This window comes from Bacteroides sp. AR29 (assembly GCF_900217715.1).
GTDB classification, from domain to species: domain Bacteria; phylum Bacteroidota; class Bacteroidia; order Bacteroidales; family Bacteroidaceae; genus Bacteroides; species Bacteroides uniformis.
Genome location: NZ_OBMS01000037.1, coordinates 1 through 24104 on the forward strand (window position 1 = coordinate 1; position 24104 = coordinate 24104).

At 44.4% G+C, this 24104-nt stretch carries 23 protein-coding genes, 1 tRNA gene and 1 pseudogene; 15 read left to right on the forward strand and 10 right to left on the reverse strand.

Annotation, left to right across the window (positions count from 1 at the left end; all coding sequences use genetic code 11):
• From CSD97_RS17850 to rplT, 9 genes are all read left to right on the forward strand, one after another.
• Positions 1-546: OmpA family protein (locus CSD97_RS17850; protein ID WP_151882704.1), on the forward strand; the 546-nt coding region annotated here is incomplete at its 5' end.
• Positions 547-673: 127 nt separating this feature from the next.
• Positions 674-1426 (forward strand): YjbH domain-containing protein, encoded by a 753-nt coding sequence (locus tag CSD97_RS17855; RefSeq protein WP_098032441.1) that lies wholly within the window; start codon positions 674-676, stop codon positions 1424-1426.
• Positions 1427-1542: 116 nt separating this feature from the next.
• Positions 1543-1968, forward strand: a complete 426-nt coding sequence (gene ruvX, locus CSD97_RS17860; RefSeq protein ID WP_005836066.1) for a Holliday junction resolvase RuvX — start codon at positions 1543-1545, stop codon at positions 1966-1968.
• A gap of 43 nt (positions 1969-2011) precedes the next feature.
• On the forward strand, positions 2012-2569 hold the full coding sequence (gene def / locus CSD97_RS17865; protein WP_005827872.1) for a peptide deformylase: 558 nt from the start codon (positions 2012-2014) through the stop codon (positions 2567-2569).
• Positions 2570-2685: 116 nt separating this feature from the next.
• Entirely contained in the window at positions 2686-4746 is a 2061-nt protein-coding gene (locus tag CSD97_RS17870) for a tetratricopeptide repeat protein (RefSeq protein WP_005827873.1), read from the forward strand.
• 79 nt (positions 4747-4825) lie between these two features.
• Entirely contained in the window at positions 4826-6766 is a 1941-nt protein-coding gene (thrS, locus tag CSD97_RS17875; protein WP_005836068.1) for a threonine--tRNA ligase, read from the forward strand.
• Between the two features lie 120 nt (positions 6767-6886).
• Positions 6887-7489, forward strand: a complete 603-nt coding sequence (gene infC, locus CSD97_RS17880) for a translation initiation factor IF-3 (protein ID WP_005827878.1) — start codon at positions 6887-6889, stop codon at positions 7487-7489.
• 67 nt (positions 7490-7556) lie between these two features.
• Positions 7557-7754, forward strand: coding sequence for a 50S ribosomal protein L35 (rpmI, locus tag CSD97_RS17885; protein ID WP_005827880.1), 198 nt, complete (start codon positions 7557-7559; stop codon positions 7752-7754).
• A gap of 100 nt (positions 7755-7854) precedes the next feature.
• Positions 7855-8205, forward strand: a complete 351-nt coding sequence (gene rplT / locus CSD97_RS17890) for a 50S ribosomal protein L20 (RefSeq protein ID WP_004289896.1) — start codon at positions 7855-7857, stop codon at positions 8203-8205.
• A gap of 538 nt (positions 8206-8743) precedes the next feature.
• On the opposite strand, the gene CSD97_RS17895 is transcribed toward rplT, so the two are convergent.
• The 8 genes from CSD97_RS17895 to CSD97_RS17925 all read right to left on the reverse strand — a co-directional run bounded on the left by CSD97_RS17895 (position 8744) and on the right by CSD97_RS17925 (position 15639).
• Positions 8744-10051 carry a phenylacetate--CoA ligase gene (locus CSD97_RS17895; RefSeq protein WP_057088188.1) on the reverse strand — a complete coding sequence of 436 codons (1308 nt, stop codon included), beginning with the start codon at positions 10049-10051 and terminating at the stop codon, positions 8744-8746.
• A gap of 30 nt (positions 10052-10081) precedes the next feature.
• Positions 10082-10663 (reverse strand): indolepyruvate oxidoreductase subunit beta, encoded by a 582-nt coding sequence (locus CSD97_RS17900; protein WP_057088190.1) that lies wholly within the window; start codon positions 10661-10663, stop codon positions 10082-10084.
• A gap of 4 nt (positions 10664-10667) precedes the next feature.
• Positions 10668-12260: a thiamine pyrophosphate-dependent enzyme gene (locus tag CSD97_RS17905; protein WP_098032838.1), complete on the reverse strand. Its 1593-nt coding sequence runs from the start codon at positions 12258-12260 to the stop codon at positions 10668-10670.
• A 76-nt stretch (positions 12261-12336) separates the two neighbouring features.
• Complete coding sequence (gene mltG / locus CSD97_RS17910; RefSeq protein ID WP_098032839.1) at positions 12337-13368, reverse strand: endolytic transglycosylase MltG; 1032 nt, start codon at positions 13366-13368, stop codon at positions 12337-12339.
• 66 nt (positions 13369-13434) lie between these two features.
• The gene (locus CSD97_RS17915; RefSeq protein WP_034525590.1) at positions 13435-14346 is read right to left on the reverse strand and encodes a TolB family protein; all 912 of its coding nucleotides are present in this window, start codon (positions 14344-14346) and stop codon (positions 13435-13437) included.
• A gap of 194 nt (positions 14347-14540) precedes the next feature.
• Positions 14541-14768 (reverse strand): hypothetical protein, encoded by a 228-nt coding sequence (locus CSD97_RS18945; RefSeq protein ID WP_173675125.1) that lies wholly within the window; start codon positions 14766-14768, stop codon positions 14541-14543.
• A 113-nt stretch (positions 14769-14881) separates the two neighbouring features.
• Positions 14882-15187 (reverse strand): hypothetical protein, encoded by a 306-nt coding sequence (locus CSD97_RS17920; RefSeq protein ID WP_098032840.1) that lies wholly within the window; start codon positions 15185-15187, stop codon positions 14882-14884.
• A 379-nt stretch (positions 15188-15566) separates the two neighbouring features.
• Positions 15567-15639 (reverse strand) — tRNA-Thr (locus CSD97_RS17925).
• Between the two features lie 199 nt (positions 15640-15838).
• On the opposite strand from CSD97_RS17925, the gene CSD97_RS17930 reads away from it, so the two are divergent.
• The 5 genes from CSD97_RS17930 to CSD97_RS17950 all read left to right on the forward strand — a co-directional run bounded on the left by CSD97_RS17930 (position 15839) and on the right by CSD97_RS17950 (position 22020).
• Positions 15839-17512: an SDR family NAD(P)-dependent oxidoreductase gene (locus CSD97_RS17930; protein ID WP_098032841.1), complete on the forward strand. Its 1674-nt coding sequence runs from the start codon at positions 15839-15841 to the stop codon at positions 17510-17512.
• A gap of 140 nt (positions 17513-17652) precedes the next feature.
• Positions 17653-20121: an SLBB domain-containing protein gene (locus tag CSD97_RS17935; RefSeq protein ID WP_098032842.1), complete on the forward strand. Its 2469-nt coding sequence runs from the start codon at positions 17653-17655 to the stop codon at positions 20119-20121.
• Between the two features lie 8 nt (positions 20122-20129).
• Positions 20130-21236: a Wzz/FepE/Etk N-terminal domain-containing protein gene (locus tag CSD97_RS17940; protein WP_005827908.1), complete on the forward strand. Its 1107-nt coding sequence runs from the start codon at positions 20130-20132 to the stop codon at positions 21234-21236.
• Complete coding sequence (locus tag CSD97_RS17945; RefSeq protein ID WP_087332657.1) at positions 21215-21562, forward strand: UpxY family transcription antiterminator; 348 nt, start codon at positions 21215-21217, stop codon at positions 21560-21562. The genes CSD97_RS17940 and CSD97_RS17945 overlap by 22 nt, the downstream gene beginning before the upstream one ends.
• Positions 21562-22020 carry a WbuC family cupin fold metalloprotein gene (locus tag CSD97_RS17950; RefSeq protein ID WP_057097974.1) on the forward strand — a complete coding sequence of 153 codons (459 nt, stop codon included), beginning with the start codon at positions 21562-21564 and terminating at the stop codon, positions 22018-22020. The genes CSD97_RS17945 and CSD97_RS17950 overlap by 1 nt, the downstream gene beginning before the upstream one ends.
• Here CSD97_RS17950 and CSD97_RS17955 read toward each other — a convergent pair.
• Positions 22017-23225 carry an ROK family transcriptional regulator gene (locus CSD97_RS17955; RefSeq protein ID WP_098032843.1) on the reverse strand — a complete coding sequence of 403 codons (1209 nt, stop codon included), beginning with the start codon at positions 23223-23225 and terminating at the stop codon, positions 22017-22019. The two genes, CSD97_RS17950 and CSD97_RS17955, sit on opposite strands and share 4 nt — an antisense overlap.
• 240 nt (positions 23226-23465) lie before the next feature.
• On the opposite strand from CSD97_RS17955, the pseudogene CSD97_RS17960 reads away from it, so the two are divergent.
• Positions 23466-23834 (forward strand): annotated as a pseudogene (locus CSD97_RS17960) (DUF4434 domain-containing protein); the annotation flags it as partial.
• Between the two features lie 110 nt (positions 23835-23944).
• Here the strand turns inward: CSD97_RS17960 and CSD97_RS17965 are convergent.
• A partial coding sequence (locus CSD97_RS17965; RefSeq protein WP_159461942.1) for an ATP-binding protein occupies positions 23945-24104 on the reverse strand: 160 nt, incomplete at its 5' end.

Here is a 24104-nt window from a genome sequence, read left to right on the forward strand (position 1 = left end):
ATCAGCAGCCATCGCAAGGCTGAAGGTACAGGTATGCTGACCGCAGGCGTTAGCTACATCTTCGGCGGTAAGAAGTTCGTTCCGGTTTCTAAGATTGACGAAGACGCAGTCAATGCAGAAATCAACAGATATAGAAGTGAACTGGCTCAGGCTCAAGCTGACCTGGCTAACTGCAAGAATGCACTGGCCAACGCTAAACCTGAAGTTAAGGAAGTGACCAAGGAAGTTGAAGTTGCCGGTCCGCGTGCCATCTTCTTCAAGATTGGCAGCGCCCGTCTGGACGACTATGGCAAGGTTAACATCGAACTGGCAGCCAAGATTCTGAAGGCTAATCCGGACAAGAAGTACAAGGTTGCAGGCTATGCCGACAAGGCTACCGGTAGCGCTTCTTGGAACCAGAAGCTGTCTGAAAAGCGTGCTCAGGTTGTTTACGATGCCTTGATTGCTCAGGGTGTTGACAAAGACCAGCTCGAACTCGTTGGATTCGGTGGTACTGCCAATATGTTCGGCAAGAACTTCTTGAACCGCGTAGTTATCCTGGAATAATATACTCCAAGTGACAAATAGACTCTAAAAATGAAGGCGTCTGGGACTCAGACGCCTTTTTTTGGTACTATGTCCGATGCATGTCATAAAGCAATCCATTTTTTATCAGCGACTGAATTTATATGTGATGATGAAGTTTAAGCTATTCTTTATCGTTCTGTTTTGCAGCCTTTCCCTTTCGGCCTTTTCCCAGTTGACGTATGGTACGACCGGGCTGTTGCATGCGCCCTCTGCGGAGATGCAGCGTGACAAGACTTTCATGGTTGGCGGTAACTTCTTGAACAAGGAGCTCACACCGCCCACCTGGTACTATCATACCTACAACTACTTCCTAAATGTCACCATCTTCCCCTTTCTGGAAGTGGCCTACACGTGTACGCTCTTCAAGGCGGAGGCGTTAGGATTGAAGCCATACGGATACAGCGGATTCACGAACCAGGACCGCTACTTTTCCGCCCGTCTGCGTGTGTTGAAGGAGGGGCAGTTCTGGAAATACATGCCGGCTGTCGTGCTGGGGACGTCCGACCCGTTCACTTCCTCCGGCGGCGGCCAGGTCGGCACCACGGAAGGTAACGGCTATTACAGTCGTTTCTATATTGCCGCCTCCAAGCATATACCCGTTGCGGGTAAGGAGGAGATCGGTGTCCATCTTTCCTACCTTTACAACAACCGCAAGGAGTACAAACTGAATGGCTTTGCATTGGGTGTCACCTACAATCCGTCCTTTCATCCGCAGTTAAGGATGATAGCGGAATATGACTCCAAGGACTTTGCCTTGGGAGCCACTTATCTGTTGTTCAAGCATCTGCATGTGCAGGTGGAAATGCAGAGGATGAAATATTTCAGTGGAGGGTTGACATACAAAATTCATTTGAAATAATTAGTGAAAAAATCAGAGGAGGGGATGTTTGATACTATCAGACATCCCTTTTTCTGTATTATATATGTAAGATTAACGGCGGAATTCAAATTTTAATCGTAATTTTGTAGCCCATTATGAGTAGAATAATAGCCATAGACTACGGTCGGAAACGCACGGGAATAGCCGTGAGTGATACATTGCAGATGATTGCGAATGGACTGACAACTGTGCCTACACACCAATTGTTGCAGTTTCTTCTTGATTATGTGGCTAAGGAGCCGGTAGAGCGTATCTTGGTAGGCTTTCCTAAGCAGATGAACAATGAGGCTTCGGAAAATATGAAGAATATCGAACCTTTTGTCCGTTCGCTGAAGAAGAAACTGCCTGACATGCCGGTTGAATATGTAGACGAGCGTTTTACTTCTGTTCTGGCTCATCGGACGATGCTTGAGGCCGGATTGAAAAAGAAAGACCGCCAAAATAAAGCACTGGTGGATGAAATCAGTGCAACTATTATTCTGCAAACTTATTTAGAGAACAAACGTTTCTCTTTTTTATAATGTATAGAAAGTAATTTGTAATTAGTAATTTGTAGTAAAGGAAATGATTTTACCCATTTATGTGTACGGCCAGCCCGTATTGAGAAAGGTAGCAGAGGATATTGCCCCGGACTATCCGAATTTGAAAGAACTTATTGAGAATATGTTTGAAACGATGGACAATGCTGAAGGTGTGGGACTTGCTGCACCGCAAATAGGTTTGCCTATCCGCGTAGTAACCATTAATCTGGATGTCTTGTCTGATGATTTGCCAGAATATAAAGATTTCCGCAAAGCGTATATCAATGCCCATATCCTGGAAGTGTCCGGTGAGGAAGTTTCTATGGACGAGGGTTGCTTGAGCCTTCCCGGAATTCATGAATCAGTGAAGCGTGGCAACAAAATACGCGTGCAATACCTGGACGAGAACTTGGAACCGCACGATGAGATTATCGAAGGCTACCTGGCACGCGTGATGCAGCACGAGTTCGACCATCTGGAAGGAAAGATGTTCATCGACCATTTGTCTCCGTTGCGCAAGCAGATGATTAAAGGAAAACTGAATGCCATGTTGAAAGGCAAGGCACACTGTACTTATAAGGTGAAAACCGTAAAGAAATAAGTCAATCATATAATATGCTATAAAAGGCTCAAAAAATATAAAAAGTATTCCGTGAATCCTGACAAGTAAACGAAAAACATTACTTTTGTTTCGTTTACAAGCATTTATAAAACAAGATGATAAAAAAAATACTGACGGCTATTTTGCTGTTACCCACATTGTTGTATGCACAAATCAATACGGAACGGGTGATGACCATTGCTCGGAATGCATTGTATTTTGAGGATTACGTGCTTTCTATCCAATATTTTAATCAGGTAATCAACGCGAAACCTTATTTATATGAGCCTTATTTCTTCCGTGGACTGGCAAAAATCAATTTGGATGACTATCAGGGAGCGGAGAGTGATTGTGATGCTGCGATTCAAAGAAATCCTTTTGTGGTAGGTGCTTACCAGATCAGAGGACTGGCACGTATCCGTCAGAACAAGTTTGACGAGGCGATTGAAGATTATAAAACCGCTATCAAATACGACCCGGAGAATGTGGTGCTTTGGCATAATCTTTCCCTTTGCCATATTCAGAAAGAAGATTATGAGGCGGCTAAGGAAGATTTGGGTACGCTTCTGACAATTGCCCCCAGATATACACGTGCCTATCTGATGCGCGGGGAAGTCTCCCTGAAACAGAATGATACGATACAAGCTTTGCGTGATTTTGACAAAGCCATCGATATGGACCGTTATGACCCGGATGGATGGGGGGCAAGAGCCATTGTACGCCTCCAGCAGGGGAAGTATAAAGAGGCTGAAGCTGATTTGGACCAGTCTATCCATCTGAGTGCAAAGAATGCCGGTAACTATATCAACCGTGCCTTGGCGCGTTTCCATCAGAATAATTTGAGAGGCGCCATGAGTGACTATGATTTGGCTTTGGATATTGATCCGAATAATTTTCTCGGGCACTACAACCGCGGTTTGCTACGTGCCCAGGTGGGCGATGACAACCGGGCAATAGAGGATTTTGATTTTGTGTTGAAGATGGAACCGGATAACATGATGGCCACCTTCAATCGTGGTTTGTTACGTGCGCAGACGGGGGATTACCGGGGAGCTATCAGTGACTATTCCAAAGTGATTGCAGAATATCCTAACTTTATGGCCGGCTATTATCAGCGTGCCGAAGCCCGTAAAAAGATTGGCGACCATAAGGGAGCCGAGCAGGATGAGTTCAAAATCATGAAGATGCAGATAGACAAGCGTAACGGTGTTTCTTCTGGTGACAAAAAGGAAGGTGACGACAGTAAGGATGTTGCGGATAATTCCTCGGAAAACTCCAATGGAGATGGCGGGAAGACCCGTAAGAAATCCGACAAGAACATGGAAAATTATCGGAAAATTGTAATAGCGGACGATTCGGAAGCTGACCAGCGTTATAAGAGCGATTATCGCGGACGTGTACAAGACCGGAATGTGACCATCAAGCTCGAGCCGATGTATGCTTTGACTTATTATGAGAAACTGAGCGATGTGAAGCGTATCGTACATTATCATAAGTATATTGAGGAACTGAACCATTCGAAACTGTTCCCGAAGCCACTGCGCATCACCAATATGGAAGCTCCGTTGACGGAGGAACAAGTACGCTTTCACTTTGCTTTGATAGACGCTCATACGTCTGATGTGGTGGCTGACGAGAAGAACGCCAAGAAACGTTTCATGAGAGGTCTGGATTTCTATCTGGTTCAGGATTTTGCCAGTTCCATAGATGACTTTACAAAGAGTATCTTGTTGGACGACACTTTCTTCCCGGCATACTTTATGCGTGCTTTGGTGCGTTATAAGCAACTGGAATATAAAAAGGCCGAAGCCACAATGAGTGAAGGTGCCACTTCGGGTACAACGGAAATGAAGAAGCCTGAAGTGACAGCCATCGATTATGAAGTTGTGAAGAATGACCTGGATCACGTTATTCTATTGGCTCCTGATTTTGTCTATGGCTATTATAACCGTGGCAATGTGTCTTCGTTACTGAAGGATTACCGTGCCGCCTTGGCGGATTATGACAAGGCGATTGAGCTGAGTCCCGATTTTGCTGAAGCATACTTTAACCGTGGGTTGACGCACATCTTCCTGGGGAATAACAAACAAGGTATTGCCGATTTGAGTAAAGCCGGAGAGTTGGGCATTGTCTCGGCCTATAATATCATAAAGAGGTTTACAGATACACGGGAATAACATTTTTTTGCTAAAAAATAGAATATCAAAAAGAATTAGCTATTTTTGCGTTCTGAAAAATGAAATATACATATAAACTATGATAAAGATAACATTTCCAGACGGCTCTGTTCGTGAATATAACGAAGGAGTAACGGGACTGCAGATTGCAGAAAGCATCAGTTCGCGATTGGCACAAGACGTGCTGGCTTGTGGCGTGAACGGAGAAATTTATGATTTGGGGCGTCCTATCATGCAAGACGCTGAAGTGGTTCTTTATAAATGGGAGGATGAGCAGGGTAAGCATGCCTTTTGGCATACCAGTGCCCACTTGCTGGCCGAAGCTTTGCAGGAACTCTATCCGGGCATCCAGTTCGGTATAGGTCCTGCTATCGAAAACGGTTTCTACTATGATGTGGACCCGGGTGAAACGACTATCAAGGAAGCTGACCTGCCAGCCATTGAGAAAAAGATGGCTGAACTGGTGGCTAAGAAAGAAGCGGTTGTCAGACAAGACATTGCCAAGGCAGATGCTTTGAAGATGTTCGGTGATCGTGGAGAAACTTATAAATGCGAGCTGATTTCCGAATTGGAAGACGGCCACATCACAACTTATACGCAGGGTGCATTTACCGACTTGTGCCGTGGCCCTCACTTGATGACCACAGCTCCTATCAAGGCTATTAAGCTGACTTCCGTTGCCGGTGCTTATTGGCGTGGACAAGAAGACCGTAAGATGATGACCCGTATCTATGGTATCACCTTCCCGAAGAAGAAGATGCTGGATGAGTATCTTGTTCTGCTGGAAGAAGCCAAGAAGCGCGACCACCGCAAAATCGGTAAGGAGATGGACTTGTTCATGTTCTCCGACACCGTAGGTAAGGGACTCCCGATGTGGCTACCCAAAGGTACTGCACTGCGCATCCGCTTGCAGGACTTCTTGCGCCGCATCCAGGCCCGTTACGATTATCAGGAAGTAATGTGTCCGCCCATCGGCAACAAATTGCTTTACATCACTTCCGGACACTACGCAAAATATGGTAAGGACTCCTTCCAGCCCATCCACACGCCGGAAGAAGGAGAGGAATACTTCTTGAAACCGATGAACTGCCCTCACCACTGTATGATTTACAAGAACTCACCCCGTTCTTACAAAGACCTGCCTTTACGTTTGGCAGAGTTCGGTACGGTTTGCCGTTACGAGCAGAGTGGCGAGTTGCACGGTTTGACACGTGTACGTAGCTTTACGCAGGATGATGCGCATATCTTCTGCCGTCCGGACCAGGTGAAGGATGAGTTCCTCCGTGTTATGGACATTATCTCCATCGTGTTCGAATCTATGGACTTCGAGAACTTCGAGGCACAGATTTCCTTGCGCGACAAGGTGAACCGCGAAAAATATATCGGTAGCGACGAGAACTGGGAAAAAGCAGAACGAGCCATCATCGAAGCTTGTGAAGAAAAGGGTCTGAAGGCAAAAATAGAATATGGAGAAGCCGCTTTCTATGGTCCTAAATTGGACTTCATGGTGAAGGATGCCATCGGTCGCCGTTGGCAGCTGGGTACCATCCAGGTGGACTACAACCTGCCGGAACGTTTTCAGCTGGAATATACCGGTGCCGACAATCAGAAGCACCGTCCCGTAATGGTTCACCGTGCTCCGTTCGGCTCCATGGAACGCTTCGTGGCTGTGCTTATTGAGCATACGGCCGGTAAGTTCCCGTTGTGGCTGACTCCCGACCAGGTTGCCATCCTGCCTATCAGCGAGAAGTTCAACGACTATGCGCATGAAGTGAAACAATACTTGAAGCGATATGACATCCGTGCCATTGTGGATGAGCGCAATGAAAAGATTGGCCGTAAGATTCGTGACAATGAGATGAAGCGTATTCCGTACATGCTGGTTGTAGGTGAAAAGGAGGCTGAAAACAAGGAAGTTGCTGTCCGCAAGCAGGGAGAAGGTGATAAAGGAACCATGAAATTTGAAGAATTTGCCAAAAAAATGAACGAAGAAGTTCAGAATATGATAAATAAATGGTAACTTTGCGCCCAATTGTAGAAGCATAGCATATATTAGATGTTCTAAAGTTCGCTTTTACTTAACAAAAACATTAATTTGGGAATAGTAAATAAGAAACAAACTGGAAGTAAACGTTATTTAATGAAGAATGACAGCTTAAAAGGGCAACATCGGATTAACGAACAAATCCGGGCCAAAGAAGTCCGCATAGTGGGCGATGAAGTAGAACCAAAAGTGTATCCGATAGCGCAGGCTTTAAGACTTGCTGAAGAACATGAAGCGGATCTCGTGGAGATTTCTCCAAATGCACAACCCCCTGTTTGTCGTATTATTGATTATTCTAAATTTCTTTATCAGTTAAAGAAGCGTCAGAAAGAGCAAAAGGCAAAGCAGGTAAAAGTGAACGTGAAGGAAATACGTTTTGGACCTCAGACAGATGACCATGACTATAACTTCAAGTTGAAGCATGCTAAAGGCTTTTTGGAAGATGGTGACAAGGTGAAGGCCTACGTATTCTTTAAAGGACGTTCCATCTTGTTCAAAGAGCAAGGTGAAGTGTTGCTGCTCCGTTTTGCCAATGATTTGGAAGACTATGCGAAGGTAGACCAAATGCCGGTTTTGGAAGGAAAGAGAATGACAATCCAGCTCTCTCCGAAGAAAGTGGCGGCACCTAAGAAGAGCGCGGCTCCCAAGCCTGCCGAAGATGCGCCAAAGGCTGCGTCGGCTGAAACCGAAGAAGAATAAAGAAGTGAGTAACGCCATAGGTATAGTGCGTTGCCATATAATTTAATAATTAAAAAGTTTAAAAAAGATGCCAAAGATGAAGACTAACTCCGGTTCTAAAAAGAGATTTACTCTTACCGGAACAGGTAAAATCAAAAGAAAGCACGCTTTTCATAGTCACATCCTGACTAAGAAAACTAAGAAGCAGAAAAGAAACTTGTGCTACTCTACACTTGTTAGTACAACAGATGTAAGCCAGGTGAAAGAGCTCTTAGCAATGAAGTAATTGAAAAGCGTACAAAAGTATTAAAGTTATTAACCGAATGCATTAGCTTTAAGTCCGCTGCGTGAAGTAACGGCGCTAACATTCAAAAACAAGTAAAACTATGCCAAGATCAGTAAATCATGTTGCTTCTAAAGCAAGAAGAAAGAAAATTTTGAAATTGACCAGAGGTTACTTTGGTGCAAGAAAGAACGTTTGGACCGTTGCCAAGAATACTTGGGAAAAAGGTTTGACCTATGCGTTCCGTGACCGTAAGAACAAGAAGAGAAACTTCCGTGCTTTGTGGATTCAGCGTATCAACGCTGCCGCTCGTCTGGAAGGTATGTCTTACTCTAAGCTGATGGGCGCTTTGCACAAAGCTGGTATCGAAATCAACCGCAAAGTGTTGGCTGATTTAGCGATGAACCATCCGGAAGCTTTCAAGGCTATCGTTGCTAAAGCAAAGGCTGCATAAAAACAGTTAGCAGATAAATTACGAGGTGCTGATTACTCTTTTGGTAGTCAGCACTTTTTGTTTTCTGATACTCCGGGGAGGGGTTAAAACTTGAAAAGGACTTGAAACAATTTACTGCTTTTACTTGTTTCTTTCATAGAAACTCATTACCTTTGTTATAGAAAAAATAGCCGCATTGATTGGATCGGGAAACTCATCAATTTTTATGAAATACCGAGACAAGCTTCGCTTCTCAATGGCGGGCCACGCCCTTCGGGGTAACTCTTGAGTCGGTGGATTACAAAGAGGAGGAGCACTCAAATCATGTCATACGGAGTTTCATCACATCATCGGTGCGGCTTTCTATAAAAGAGGAACGGTAATCTGTTTGGATAACCGTTCCTCTTTCGTTTTATGCGGATGTGGGTGATTGTGAAACGATGATACGTGATGCTGAAACAGATGATGTGTCAAGGGAAGATAGATGATGTGTTTATACAAGACAGACCATCTGTATCGGGTGAACAGATGGTCTGTTTTGAAAAGAGTTTTTTTAAGTTTATTTGTTGTCCCGTAAGTCTTTTACCCTGACGGCTTTTCCTTCGCTCTGCGGCAAGGAACCTTTCTTTACCAACCGTAACTTCGGAGTTACCAGAATCTCGTCTTTCAGCTGGCGGGTAATGGCTTTGCTAATCTTTTGCAGCTCGATGTAATTGTCGGTAGAGAGGTCGCTAAGTTCAACTTCCACAATCATCTCATCCTGGTTATTGACCGTTTCGAGCGTGATGAGGTAATTGCTGCCCAATTCGGGGAATTGTACCAGCACCTTTTCCACCTGCATGGGGAAGATATTGACTCCCTTGATGATGAACATATCGTCGCTACGGCCTTTGATGCGGTCTATACGGATGTGGGTACGTCCGCAAGGGCACTTGCCGGGCAGGATGCGGGTAAGGTCGCGTGTACGGTAGCGGATGAGGGGCATCATCTCTCTGTCCAGCGTTGTCAGTACCAGTTCGCCGATTTCACCTTCCGGTACGGGTTCGCCGGTTTCCGGGTTAATGATTTCGACCAGGTAGCAATCTTCCCAGAAGTGCATGCCGTCTTGTTCGGTGCACTCGAAGGCTACGCCGGGACCGTTCATTTCAGTCATACCAAAGCTGTTGTAGGCTTTGACGCCAAGCATGCGCTCAATCTTTCTGCGTTGCTCGTCTGTGTGGGGTTCGGCACCGATAACAAGCGTTTTCAGACTTGTGCCGGCGGGGTCCATCCCTTCTTCCTGGAATACCTCTGCCAAGCGGATGGCATAGCTGGGAATGGCATGCAGGGCAGTGGTCTTGAAGTCGGTGATGAACTTTATCTGACGCTTGCTGTTTCCGGCAGCGGCAGGAACAGTCAGCGCACCCAGGCGTTCGGCTCCATACTGAAAGCCCAGTCCTCCGGTGAACATGCCGTAACCGGAGCTGTTTTGGAAAACATCCGTCTTACGGATACCTACCATATAGAGGCAGCGTGCCACTAAGTTAGCCCAAGAGTCCAAATCGTGTTGGGAGTGTACGATGACCGTCGGCGTGCCCGTAGTACCACTGGAAGAATGGATACGTACTCCGTCCTCACGCATATCGCCTGCTACTAATCCAAAAGGATAATTGGCGCGCATATCGGCCTTGGTGGTAAACGGTATCTTACGTATGTCTTCTACAGACCGGATGCTGTCGGCAGTGATGCCATGCTCTTGGAATACCTTTTTATAATAAGGAGAGTTGGCGGCAATGCTGACAGTCTTTTTTAACCGTTGCAGTTGCAGTTCGCGCAACTGCTCACGGGGCATCGTTTCAATCTCTTCTTCCCAGTATTTGTTATTCATGGTATGTTGAAATTTAGAGTCAATTATAGTTTACATCAGTTTTTCAGCAATCTCTTTGCCGGCAGCCAACGCTTTGAGGTTCAGCTCTACAATGGCGTCGCCCTTGCGTTGGAAGATTTCGCGGATGCTGTCTTGCACCTTTGCGTAGTCGATGCCGAGGAAGGGGATGGTGGCGCCCAGCAGTACGATGTTCGCTACGCGGGGAGAGCCGACTTCTTTTGCCACTTCGTTTACGTTCAGCATGATTTTATGCGGCAGCTTGTTGATTTCGGCCTTGATGTCTTCTTCTGCCGGATAGTTGGGAATGTTGATGAAGGGGGCTTCATTGGTCACCAGCCAACCTTCGGGGCTGAGGTAGGGGAGGTAGCGCAGTGCTTCCATCGGTTCCAGGGAGATGATGAGGTCGCATTTTCCTGTGGGAATGAGGTCCGAAGCGATAGGTTGGTCGTTGATGCGCAGGTTGGACTGCACGTCGCCGCCTCGCTGGCTCATGCCGTGTACTTCTGCCTGCTTCATGTAGAGTCCGTCCTTGAGGGCTGCTTTGCCGATTACGGTGGCGATGGAGAGGATACCTTGTCCTCCTACGCCGGAAAGTATGATGTCTTTTTTCATGGCTTTACTTGTTTCTTTTTTTGCGTGCTAATGTTTGGATACATTCTCTGCGGGGGATGATGACGGATACGCCGTGGTACTCGATTTCTTCCCGGATAATTTGCTTCATCTCTTCGTAGTTTTTCTTCAAGGGCACTACGACGCGGATGTGTTCGGGAGCTACACCGATGCCGGCGCAGATGGCTTCCAGACGTCCGGTGCCGGCAGAATCTTGTCCTCCGGTCATGGCGGTGGTTTCGTTGTCGGAGATGACGATGGTGACGTCGGCGTTTTCGTTGACGCAATCCAGCAGTCCCGTCATGCCCGAGTGGGTGAAGGTGGAGTCGCCGATGACGGCTACGGCAGGATGCAGGCCGGCATCTGAAGCACCCTTCGCCATGGTGATGGAGGCGCCCATATCCACACAAGAGTTAATGGCGTTGAATGGGGCATTGGCTCCCAGCGTGTAGCAACCAATGTCGCTGAACACCTTATAAGTGGGATATTCTTCTTTCAATACTTGGGTCAGCACCGTGTACATGTCGCGATGGCCGCAACCCTCGCACAAAGCGGGCGGGCGCATCTCTACCAGAGAAGGAACGCTGAATTCAGCCTTGTTCTCCTTGCCTACGGCACGTGCCACGCTGTCCGGGTTCAGCTCTCCGTCTTGTGAAAGAGTGCCGTCCAAACGGCCTTTTACTTTGATGCCGATGCCCAGATAGCCTTTCAGCTGTTTTTCTACGAACGGTTGTCCGTCTTCCAGTACCAGAATCTCGTCACATGCTTCTACCAGCTGCATCAGCTGTTTCTTGGGCAACGGATATTGTCCGATTTTCAGAACCGGATATTCGCAACCTTCGGGATAGTTTTCCATTAGGTAGTTGTAGCCGATGCCGCATGCCACGATACCCAGCTTTTTGTTGGGGCCGTCGGTATATTTGTTGTAAGCGGAGTTTTCAGAAGCTTTGATAAATTCGTCCTGGCGTTGCAGCAATGCTTTGTAACGTTTGCGTGCATTACCCGGCAGGAGGATGAACTGACGCGGGTCGTCGCTGAAGGAAATCTCATTCTGCGGTTGCTGCTCCTTGCGCTCTACGCCGGAACGGGAGTGTGCCAGGCGCGTAACCATGCGCATCAGGATGGGTTCGCCGGTCTGTTCGGAGAAGCTGAATCCGTTGTACGCCATGTCGTATGCTTCTTGCTGGTTGCTTGGTTCGTACATCGGGATGAGGGAGAAGTCGCCATAGAAACGGCTGTCCTGCTCATTCTGTGAAGAGTGCATACTGGGGTCGTCGGCAGCAATGACTATCAGACCGCCTTTTACGCCGGTAATGGCGGAATTGATGAAACAGTCGGCAGCTACGTTCATACCCACGTGCTTCATGCACACCAGTGAACGCTTGCCTGCAAAGGACATGCCCAGGGCAGCCTCCATCGCAGTTTTCTCGTTAGAGCACCAGCGGTTATGGATGTTCTTTTCGGCAGTAATCGGTGCCATCTGAATATATTCGGTGATTTCCGTAGAAGGAGTGCCGGGATAGGCATATACACCCGAAAGTCCGGCATCTAATGCAGCTTGTGCAATGGCTTCATCGCCAAGTAAGAGTTGCTTGCTCATATCTGAATATTTAAGTGTTAGTCATGGATTAATATTTGACGCAAATATAGGATTTTGCTTTTATTTTATCAGCAAATTACTTAAAAATCTTTCTTTCGTTTAATGCATTCCAATATTTTCTTGCATTTTTCATGTGCTCGGCATAATTGGATGCAAAGTTATGGGTGCCCGAGAAGTCCTCTTTGGCACACATATAGAGGTAGTTGTGTTTCGTATAATTCAGCACAGCATCCAGTCCGATGGGTGAGGGGATGCGTATAGGACCGGGAGGTAGTCCGGCATTGATGTAGGTGTTGTAGGGTGACTTTACTGCCAGATGGGCATTCGTAATTCTCCGCAAGCCGAAGTCCTGCAAGGCAAATTTGATGGTAGGGTCGGCTTGCAGGGGCATGCCGGTGTGCAGGCGGTTGATGTAGAGCCCTGCCACCATTGGTTTTTCGGGATTGTTGTTTGTCTCTTCCTCGACGATGGAGGCGAGGGTGCAGACTTCCGTCGGGGTCATTCCGATGGCGGTGGCTTTGTCTAAGCGTTCCTGGTTCCAGAACTTCTGGTGCTCTTTTTGCATTCTTTCGAAGAACTCTTCTGCACTCATGTCCCAATAGACTTGGTAGGTTTCGGGGATGAAGAGGCAGGGCAGGGTCTCTTTGTTGTATCCCAGTTTTTGTTGGAATGCGGAGTCGTTCATCAATCCGGCTATTTCGGTGGAGTCTATCATGAGCTGTTTGCCTACGCTGCGTGCCAGCCGGTCCAGTGTGCGTACGCTGCCGACGGTGAGGTTCGTAGGTTCTTGATATCCGCGGTACAGACGGCTGAATACGTGATATACGTTTTCCCCCGGCCGGATGGCGTAGCGTCCGGTGTGTATATTTTCGGAATATTTCTTGTATTGGGCCATCCAGCGGAAGCCGGTGAAGCTTCGAGGATGGCCTTGTTGTTCCACCTTATTATATATGGAGTCGGCGGTGTCGTCGCGGTCTATATAGATATAGACTGTCTTTTTCGGATGGAATTGCGGGGCAAACAGATAGTAGTATACTGTTCCTGCACAAGCTGCTCCAATAAGAATCAGTGCGACGAATGTTCCGATAATGATTTTCTTCTTTTCCATTTTGTTTTACTGCATCTTTAGTCGGGCAAAGTTAGTAAAAAATGGAGTGAAAACCATCAAGTCATATCAGTTAATTCGATAGCTGACAAAGGCTATGCGTTTGCTGTCCGGTGCCCATGAGTTGACATTGATGGTGCCTTGTCCGCCGAAAAGCTTTAACAATGTCTTGGGTTCTCCACCGTTTGCGGGCATTAGGCGCAGCTCTACGTTCTTGTTTGCCAGGTGCTCTCCCGGTTCCAGGTCACCTTTGTAGTAGGTGATGAATACAACGGATTTTCCGTCAGGGGAGATGTGGGGGAACCAGGAGTTACGGGTTTCGTCAAAGGTCATCTGAGTCTGTTCGGAGCCGTCTGCCTTCATGCGCCAGACTTGCATGAGTCCGGTGCGTACGGAATTGAACCAGATGTATTGTCCGCAGGGGGAATATTCCGGTCCGTCATCCAGACCTTCGGCAGTGGTCAGGCGGGTTTCTTCACCTCCTTCCGCCGGGATGGTATAGACGTCATAGTTGCCGTTTCGTTCGGCGCAATAGGCAAGCTCTTTGCCGTCGGGGCTCCAACCGTGGAGGTAGCTGGGAGCCATAGGTGTTATTAAACGGGGAGTGCCGCCCGTGATGGGAAGTGTATAAATGCGCGATTTATAGTCTTCTTTCGTCCCGTGGCTGATGGCTATCTGCTGTCCGTCGGTCGAGAGGACGTGGTCGTTGTTGCAGTTTTGGGCAAATCCGGTGTTTATCAGTTCCGGTTCGGCAGGCGAGGTGGGGGAAAGGCGGTAAAGCTTTCCTTCGCTGTTGTATAGCAGCCATTGCCCGTCGGGCGTCCAATTGGGAGCTTCAATCCGGTAGGGAAATTCTTTTACGACGGTCCGGTTACCGTTGGTTACATCCAGTATTTCGAGGACGCTGGTAATCTCGTTTTTTTGTTGAGCGGTTGCGGTCAGTGCAACAGTTGCAAAGAAGGGGATTAGATAGGGTTTCATGTTCATATCGTATTTAATAAATCTCCGCAAGATACATTTTTTATTGGAAACTACATAGTCGGAGCATGCTTTTTTCAGAGAGAATCTGTAGTGATGGTCGAATGCGTAGTGCTTATCATATGAATAGTCTCCGGGATTCTTGAAATAGTTGTCCACATACTGCCAGTTGTCGGTGTCGAGCGGCGTGTGCGAAGTCATGTACGATAGGGAGCTTTTGTCTCTACTATCTCGCTGTCCAGACTAATCAGGTCTTTGCCCAAGTGGACAATGCGGGCATCTTCGGGCATGTAGTCGGTGCCGACTTCCCCCTTTCCGCCTCCGCCGAATGACAACCATCCTGTACCTTCGTCATCTATCACGGCACCCGGGTCGAAAGGAGCCCTGCAGTGGCCTAATCCTTGGGTGAACTGGCTCACCAGCATACGTCTTACCGTCCGATTCCACCCGCGATACGATGGATGGCGCCCATGAGGCTATACCCCATGGCGAGAGGGCCTTTACGTCAATCAGTCCGTGATAAGTCCAATTTACCATGTCATCGGTGGACAGCATGACCAGTGAATGGGATGTATTGGTATGTGTTTTTGCCGTCTTTTCCCACACTGTCCAGTTGCTGGGTGTCATTGGTTCCATACACATAGAGCCTTCCGTTGTATTCCACCGATGTCGGGTCGGCCACAAAAATGAAATCCAACAGCGGGTTGGCGTTTCCACTGAAGAATTGGGGTGATTCTACCGGACGCGTGTCTTTCTTTCTTGAATCGGAAAGCGCCCACACATCATTTCCTGCGGATATAGCCGCCAGCAGCAAAGCCGCTGTAAATAACTTGATTCTTTCCATTTTTTTATAGTATGTTATAGAAACCTATGGTAGCCTTTTGATTTTGGCTTGTGTTCTTCAATCACCTCAATCCTTTATTTAAGATTGAAAAATCGGGTTATTGAAAAGTTGCCGCAAATATTGGGAATTACTATGTATAATATAAGGTGTATTATGTTTTTAATAATGTGCCTATATGTTTCAAGTTATCATTGTAATCAGATGGTGCTGTTTTAAACTAGCTTTACTTGCTTTGGGATAATTATGCGGCTATGGATTAAACTGTTTGGAAGGGCATTGTGTTTTATGCAAATATATTCGTAGAAGAGCGTTTTTTATTCTAACAATTCTTGAAAAGAAAAAGCACTGATTATTCCAGATAATCAGTGCTTGAATATCGAGCCGCTAGCCAGACTTGAACTGGCGACCTACGCGTTACGAATGCGTTGCTCTACCAACTGAGCTATAGCGGCAATAAGCTTTTGTTTACGGGGTGCAAAGGTACATCTTTATTTGAAAAGGCAAAAAGAATCTCTGTTTTTTTTAGAAATATTTTAGTGGGATAATTTTCTATTTGAATGTCCTGAACTTTATTGCCATAAAAATTGGATAATAAAACGAAAAGAAGCATCTTTGTCGTAGGTCCTATAGCAAATAAGTCTGATACTGATTATGAATTTAAGAATCTATTATAAATATCTTTCTTCACGCATAGCGTCCAAATGGACGGTGTTGTTGGTAGATGTAATTATCGTTGTGATTTCCATGCTTTCTGCATGTTTTTTGCAATATAGGCTTTCGTCCGTATCTTATGAAATTTCTTTGTATGTATGGCTGACCATTTTGGCTGTCTTGTGTAATGTCTGTTTCTTTCATATTCTCCGTACTTATGTGGGTGTTATCCGTTTTTCCTCTTTTGTGGATATTTATCGTGTGTTTTGGAGTCTTACGATAAGCTATGCTGTACTGTTTTTAGGGAATTACTGTTGGTCTGTTTCGGGGCTTGGAGAAACTTTGCCGAACAGCATTCTGTTTATGGCATATATGTTCACCTTCTCTCTGATGGCTTGTATGCGCATTGCTGTGAAGATGCTTTATGAAGCTATTGCTTTTGATGCACGTCATTGCGTGAATGTTTTTATTTATGGATTCCATGGGACTGGAGTCAATGTTGCAAAATCCTTGAGAGTTAGTCGTAATAATCATTATCGCCTGTGTGGCTTTATTTCGGACGAACCTGATATGATAGGTAAACATACGATGGGATGCAGGGTATATCCCAATGATGAGCAACTGTTTGACCGTCTAAAGAAAAAGAAAGTGGATACAATCATTATCTCTCCAAGCAAGGTGTCGGATTTGGAAAATTCCGGAATGCTGGATAAACTGTTCTCTCATGATATTCATGTAATGACCGTTCCTCCCTTAAGCGATTGTATGGACGATGGACTGATAAAGGACATTCAAATAGAAGATTGGCTCCGTAGAGAACCGGTACAAGTTGACGTGCGTAAAATTACGGCCCATATCGAGGGGCGTAGAGTAATGGTTACGGGAGCGGCGGGAGCTGTAGGAAGGGAAATCGTCCGCCAGTTGGCTACACTGAATCCTTATCAGTTGATTCTGGTAGATCAGGCAGAATCCCCATTGTATGATGTACAGTTGGAATTGTCTGATCATTGGAAGAATCTGGAGGTCCGTGTATTGGTTGCAGATGTTGCTAACCGTACGCGTATGGAGGCTATATTTGAAGAAACACGTCCTCAACTTGTTTTTCATTCTGCTGCTTATAAGCATGTACAACTGATGGATGATTTTGTGTCGGAGGCAATTCAAACGAATATATCGGGGACAGTGAATATTGCGGACTTGGCGGTAAAGTATAGAGTGTCCCGTATGGTTATGATATCTGCTGCTAATGCACGTCATCCGGAAAATGCTATGGAATATAGTAAGCGTGTGGCGGAAATATATGTGCAGTCATCTGATTGCAGGTTGAAACGCGACAAAGGGGAAACTGATATGTTCATAGTACGTTTGGGTGAGGTGTATCCGACGAATACTCATTGTTTGATTACTTTGTCTGAAGCTTGTATGCTCACCCTGGAAGTGGGAGTCATGGGGGATGGGGGAGAAGTGTACATTGTGGGAGGGCCTGGGGATGGACTTTTGGATTCTGTAATCAGTGAAAAGATAAAGCGTGAAAAGGCATCTGTTGATGATTATGAACATGTGCGGGAAGAAGTGCTGGCCTTGGTGCAATATAGTTATACTGAAAAAAAGGCTATTTTGATTGGACTAATGAAAAAAATAGTGCCAATTTTCCCGCTTTCTTCTACCCAATGAAAAGACGTGAAAGTGACAGCTTTTTAATGCTTTTTCTGAAACTTAGAGGTGGAATAAATGTATATTATAAAAATAATATATTACCTTTGTGCCCGATTTATATTTATTACAAGAACTCAAAAGATTAATCAGAATATCTTATGCGTAGATTAATAACACTATTCTTTTTGGTATTTACTTTGTCAGGGGTAGCTTTTGCTCAGCAGATGTCAGATGATCAGGTTGTTCAGTATGTAAAAAGCGCTCAGCAGATGGGCAAAAATCAAAAGCAGATTACTACTGAATTAATGCGGCGGGGAGTGACAAAGGAACAAGTTGAAAGAATTCAGAAAAAGTATGAAAACTCTAAATCTGGAAGTCCGCAGAGCAATACCCAAGATGAGAAGCGTTCTCGTCAACGTGGTGAAATGAGTGGCGTAGTCAAAGGGCTGCGTACAACCTCGGAAACTTATTCTGCCAGACAAACGGATGTTGCAGGGGATTCTTTACAAATGATGGATAATCGTTCCTTGTCTCAAGAGAAGGAAACAGAGGATCCGACTTCGCAAATTTATGGTCATAATATTTTTACTAACGATAATTTGACTTTCGAACCCAATGTGAATGTTGCTACTCCCGAGAATTATCGTCTGGGGCCTGGTGACGAGGTGATTATTGATGTGTGGGGAGCTTCTGAAACAACGATTCGACAAACAATCTCTCCGGAAGGAAGTATTCTTGTGAATAATTTAGGACCGGTTTATCTGAGTGGCAAAACTGTAAAGGAAGCCAATAATTATTTGAAACAAGAATTTGCCAGAATATATTCTGGAGTAACCGGAAATGTTCCGTCTACCCAAGTTAAACTGACATTAGGAGAAATACGTTCTATTCAAGTAAACGTTATGGGTGAAGTTGTGGTGCCCGGAACTTATACCCTCTCATCATTTGCTTCCGTATTTCATGCTTTATATCGTGCAGGTGGTGTGAACCCGATTGGTAGTTTGCGCAGTATTAAAGTGATTCGCAATGGAAATACAATAGCGGATTTGGATGTTTATGATTTACTTATGAAAGGAAAAATGAAGGATGACATCCGTCTGCAGGATGGTGATGTAATTCTTGTGGATCCTTACCAGTCACTGGTACAGATATTAGGTAAGGTAAAACGTCCGATGTTTTATGAAATGAAACCCACTGAAACCGTAGGTACATTATTGAAGTATTCAGGTGGTTTTACGGGTGATGCTTATAAGAAAGCATTACGTATAATCCGTAAAAGTGGACGTGAGCATCAAATTTATAATGTGGATGAGATGGATTATTCCGTATTCCGCGTAGATGACGGTGATAAGATAACGGTTGATTCCGTTTTACAGCGTTTTGAGAATCGTGTGGAAGTCCGCGGTGCTGTATATCGTGAAGGTTTGTATCAGTTGGACGGTACGATGAATACAGTGAAGCAGCTGATTAAGAAAGCGGAAGGACTTCGCGGAGATGCATTCTTAAACCGTGCTATAATCGATCGTGAACTTGAAGACTTGTCGCATGAGGTTATACAAGTAGATGTGAAAGGTTTGCTGAACGGGACGGCTGCAGATATTCCTTTGCAGAAGAATGACATTTTATATATTCCAAGTATTCATGACTTGAAGGAAGAAGCTACACTTACCATTCATGGTGAAGTTGCCAATCCGGGTACATATCTTTATTCTGATAAAATGACAGTAGAGGATTTGGTGTTGCAGGCTGGTGGCTTGTTGGAGGCGGCGGCTACAACAAAGGTTGAAGTTGCACGGCGCATGAAAGATCCGAAGAGTACATCTTTCAGTACTACAGTAGGCCAGAATTTCTCTTTTGATTTGAAAGATGGCTTATTGGTGGGAGAAGGAAGCCAGGATTTCCATCTTGAGCCTTTTGATGAAATTTATGTTCGTAAGAGTCCGTCCTATTTTAAACAACAGAATGTTATGGTGGGCGGAGAAGTCCTTTTTAGCGGTAATTATGCACTATCGAAAAAGAATGAACGTTTGAGTGACTTGATAGCTAAGGCTGGTGGAGTAACTCCCGATGCTTATATAAAAGGAGCGCGTCTTATACGTAGGATGACCGAAGAAGAATTCCGCCGTAAGGAAGATGCTCTGCGTATGGCGCAAGCGGGAGGCGGAGATTCCATATCTGTAAAAAGATTGGATTTGTCCGATACCTATTCTGTAGGTATAAATCTGGGAGAGGCCTTGAAAAATCCTGGTTCAGATGCTGATATGGTGCTTCGCGAGGGAGATGTATTATTTGTTCCGGAGTACGTAAGTACAGTGAAAATCAACGGTGCTGTAATGTATCCGAATACAGTTTTATATAAAAAGGGTGAAAGCTTGAAATATTACATCAACCAGGCTGGTGGCTTTGGTAATGACGCCAAGAAACGCAAGGTCTATGTAATATACATGAATGGTACAGTTTCTCGTTTAAGAGCAGGAAACAAGAAAGCCATTGAACCTGGTTGTGAAATAATTGTTCCAAGTAAAGAACAGAAAAAGAAGATGACTACTGCTGAAATTCTGGGAATGGGAAGTACGACAGCTTCTATTGCAGCGATGATTGCGACTATGGTTAATCTCTTTAAGTAATTTGAATTATGAGCGAAGAAAGAATACAAAACATAACTTCTCCACAACCAGAGGAACAAGAAATAGATTTGATAGAACTGGCCCAGAAAGTATGGGCTAGTCGCAAATTGGTTTTTAAGGCGTGTGGTATCGCTGCCCTTGTTGGACTGGTTGTTGCATTTAGTATTCCTAAGGAGTACTCTACAAGTGTGACGTTGGCTCCAGAGAGTGGTGGCAAATCTGGTGGCGGAAGTATGGGAGCCCTTGCAGCCATGGCGGGTATCAATTTGGGTACTTCTTCTGGTGAAGATGCTTTGTCACCCGAACTTTATCCTGATATTGTAAGTTCTACTCCTTTTCTGATTGAACTGTTCGATGTTAAAGTCAAGGATCAGAAAGCAAAAGTAGACACGACTTTATATGCTTATTTGAAAGAAGAACAGCGTTCTCCTTGGTGGAGTGCAATTTTCTCCGCTCCTTTTAAGGTGTTGGGATGGACATTGTCTTTGTTTAAGGATGAACCGGAAGAGGGGGATGCAAAGCTGGATCCTTTTCGTCTTACTAAAGATGAGTCTGCCATTGCAGATGCTTTAAGTAAACGTATCTCTGTTTCCGTAGACAAAAAGACAGGTGTGACAACCTTGTCTGTTACTATGCAGGATCCTTTGATATCTGCTTCGCTGACGGATACCGTGATGCATTGCCTGCAGAACTACATCACAGATTATCGGACTAATAAGGCTCGTCATGATTTGGCATTTACCGAAAAACTTTATGGAGAAGCAAAGGCCAGTTATGAGTCTGCCCAGAAGAAATACGCAAATTTTGTAGATGCAAACCAGAATATAATATTGCTGAGTTATCGCGCAGAGCAAGAGCGTTTACAGAATGAAATGAATTTAGCCTATCAAGTATATACACAAGTGTCTCAACAATTGCAGATGGCAAGAGCTAAGGTACAGGAGATTACACCGGTATATACGGTTGTTCAGCCGGCTACGGTACCTTTGAAGCCTGCAAAGCCCAATAAATTGATGATTTTGATCGGCTTCATGTTCTTGGCAGGTGTCGGCAGTGTGGGATGGATATTATTTGTAAAAGATTTATTAAAGGGATGGAAAAAGCAAACAATATGATGACGGATAATGATATGATGTGCTGGCATGCATTGTACACAGCACCCAAGTCTGAACATAAGTTGATGCAGCGTTTGAATGCTGCGGGATATACTACATATTGCCCGATGCAGGCTGTGTTTGTAAAATGGAAAGGGCATACCCGGAAGGTGATTACTCCTCTTTTTTCCGGATGTTTGTTTGTTGCCGGTAATGTGTCGGAAGTTGCCTCATTGGCTTCCTTGCAGAAGGCTGCTATATTAGTAGATAATGAAGGAAAAAGTTTGTCTATTGAGGCGGGCAAAGCAGAACTTCCTGCCAAGTTTGCCCAATTGCTGAAGTTATGATGAAGCTGATTACAGAAGAACTGCTGGATACCGTTACCTCACAAGCTAAGGAGAATTCTCGTTTACGTATGAATTATAATTTTCATGCGTCTATGGATGCTCCTATTCATCGGTTGCTGAATGCTTTGGAACCGGGAACTTATCTTCCTCCTCACCGTCATACAGATAAGGAAGAAACTTATCTGGTTTTGCGTGGAAGTCTGCTGGCATTTTTTTATGATGATGCCGGTAATGTAACAGATAAGGTATGCCTCAATCCTTCGGAAGGTAAATATGGTCTGGAAATTCCTTCTAATACATGGCATAGTATTATTGCCTTGGAGTCAGGTACCGTTATTTTTGAAATTAAAAAAGGCCCATATCAGCCTCTACCCTCAGAGGATTTGGCTTCGTGGGCTCCTCAGACTTCTGATGCAGAAGGAATAAAGGCTTTTATGAAGCGGATGTTGGAACTTTAGCTCTCAAACATCCTGCTTCGTGCAAGCATACATGCCCCTACAATACCCGCCTTGTCTTTTAGTTTGGAAGTTATAATAACCGAATCTTTGTTTACTAGATTCAGAGAATATTTTCTCACAGAGGTTTTTATAGGCTGTGTAATGTAATCCCCAGTCAATGACAGTGTTCCTCCTATAATTACCAGTTCAGGATTGAATAGATTGATTAATCCTGCAATTTGTTTTCCTAACTTTTGGCCAATTTCTTCCACAATTTCAATACAGAGTAAATCTTCTTGGTTTACTGCTGCAATAATTTCGTCCAGTGTGAGTGGGTCTTCTTTAGTGGCTATACGACTGGATAATATGGAACATTCTCCGTTGTTGATACGTTCCAACAAAATACGATGCAAAGCAGAACCGGATGCTTCTGTTTCCAAGCATCCTTTTTTGCCACAGTGGCATAGAATCTCATTGTCGAATACATTGACATGTCCGAATTCTCCAGAAAATCCAGATTTACCGGTATAAACTTTTCCATCTATAATGATTCCAATGCCAAGTCCCCAACTTATATTTACAAAGATGATATTCTTTTCTCCTTTGACACATCCTTGCATATATTCTCCATAAGTCATGGCACGAGTGTCATTATCTATACAAACGGAATATCCGATTTTCTTGGCTAATACTTCTGCTAACGGAAGTTCGGAAAAGTTAAACATGCTGAAGCTGTAACCTGATTCAGGATTAACTCGCCCTGATATATTGATACAAATGTTTAATACCTTTTCTGGATTGATTCCTGCTTTCTTTGTAAAATTACTGATGAGTTTACATAGTTTCTCCAAGGCTTCCTGGGTATTTTCAAACTTATATGGGATATTCATTTTCAGTTCTACCATATCACCCTTGAAATTAATAAGTCCAATGTTAATGGCAAACTTTTTGATGTCTACTCCTATAAAGTAACCGGATTTAGGATTGAGTCCATAGAGGCTGGGATGACGTCCTCCACTAGTTTCTAGCTTTCCGTAATCATTAATATAGCCATCATCGCACATTTCGCTGATAAATTTGGTTACTGTAGGCACACTTAAATCCAGCTCTTTGGATAAATCAGTAATAGTGGAACTACCATTATATATATAATGTGTAATGATTTTCTTTTTTAGCAGAGCATTTTTGCTCCCCATTTCTATTTCTTTTAATAATTCTTGCTTCATAATGGTTGCTTTGTGTATCCTTGCCAAAGATATTAAAATTATTTGGTAACTACTCTTATTTGCATGTGGTTTTATAATATATTCCCCTTTATTTTATTATTTATTTATCTTATATTAATTAAAAAGGTTAATTACTGAGTTTAATATAATAAAATCTTTTATTAAATATTGTCTAATTAATAAATATATCTATATTTGTGGCAGATTAAATAGAAGAATACTAAGAAAGACCTACAACAAATGAAAACAAATGACCGAAGAGATTTCTTGAAAAAGTCAGTATTAGCCGGAGCTTCACTGTTTGCAGCTCCTTCCTTTTTGAGTACTGCATCAAACAAAGAGGGGTGCCTATTTCCTATATCAGGAACTGACTTGGGAGATACCTTGATTGTTCCAAAGAATAATGGGTTGAAAATAACCGGAACTTTTCTAGATGAAATTTCGCATGATATTCCTCATCAAAATTGGGGAATGAAAGAATGGGATTTGGACTTTCAACATATGAAAGGGATTGGTATTGATGCAGTTATCCTGATACGTTCTGGATATCGGAAATTTATTACTTATCCTTCCAAGTATTTACTGAAGAAAGGGTGTTATATGCCTTCTGGAAAATCCAGTGTAAGCTGCCCCCTAAAACCAAGCGATTCTGCCCCCTTAAAACATTCAACAATGCCCCCTTAAAAAGTCTTGACCGATGGGGTTATTATTATTTTAGTTTATTTCCCTCTGTATGCAGCCATTTTACGGACACTTTCTCCTGTCAGCTCAATCCGGTGCGCCGTATGTATAATACGATCCATAATGGCATCTGCTACTGTAGGGTCTCCGATTGCATCATACCAATTGTCCGTTGGCAGTTGCGAGGTGATGATGATG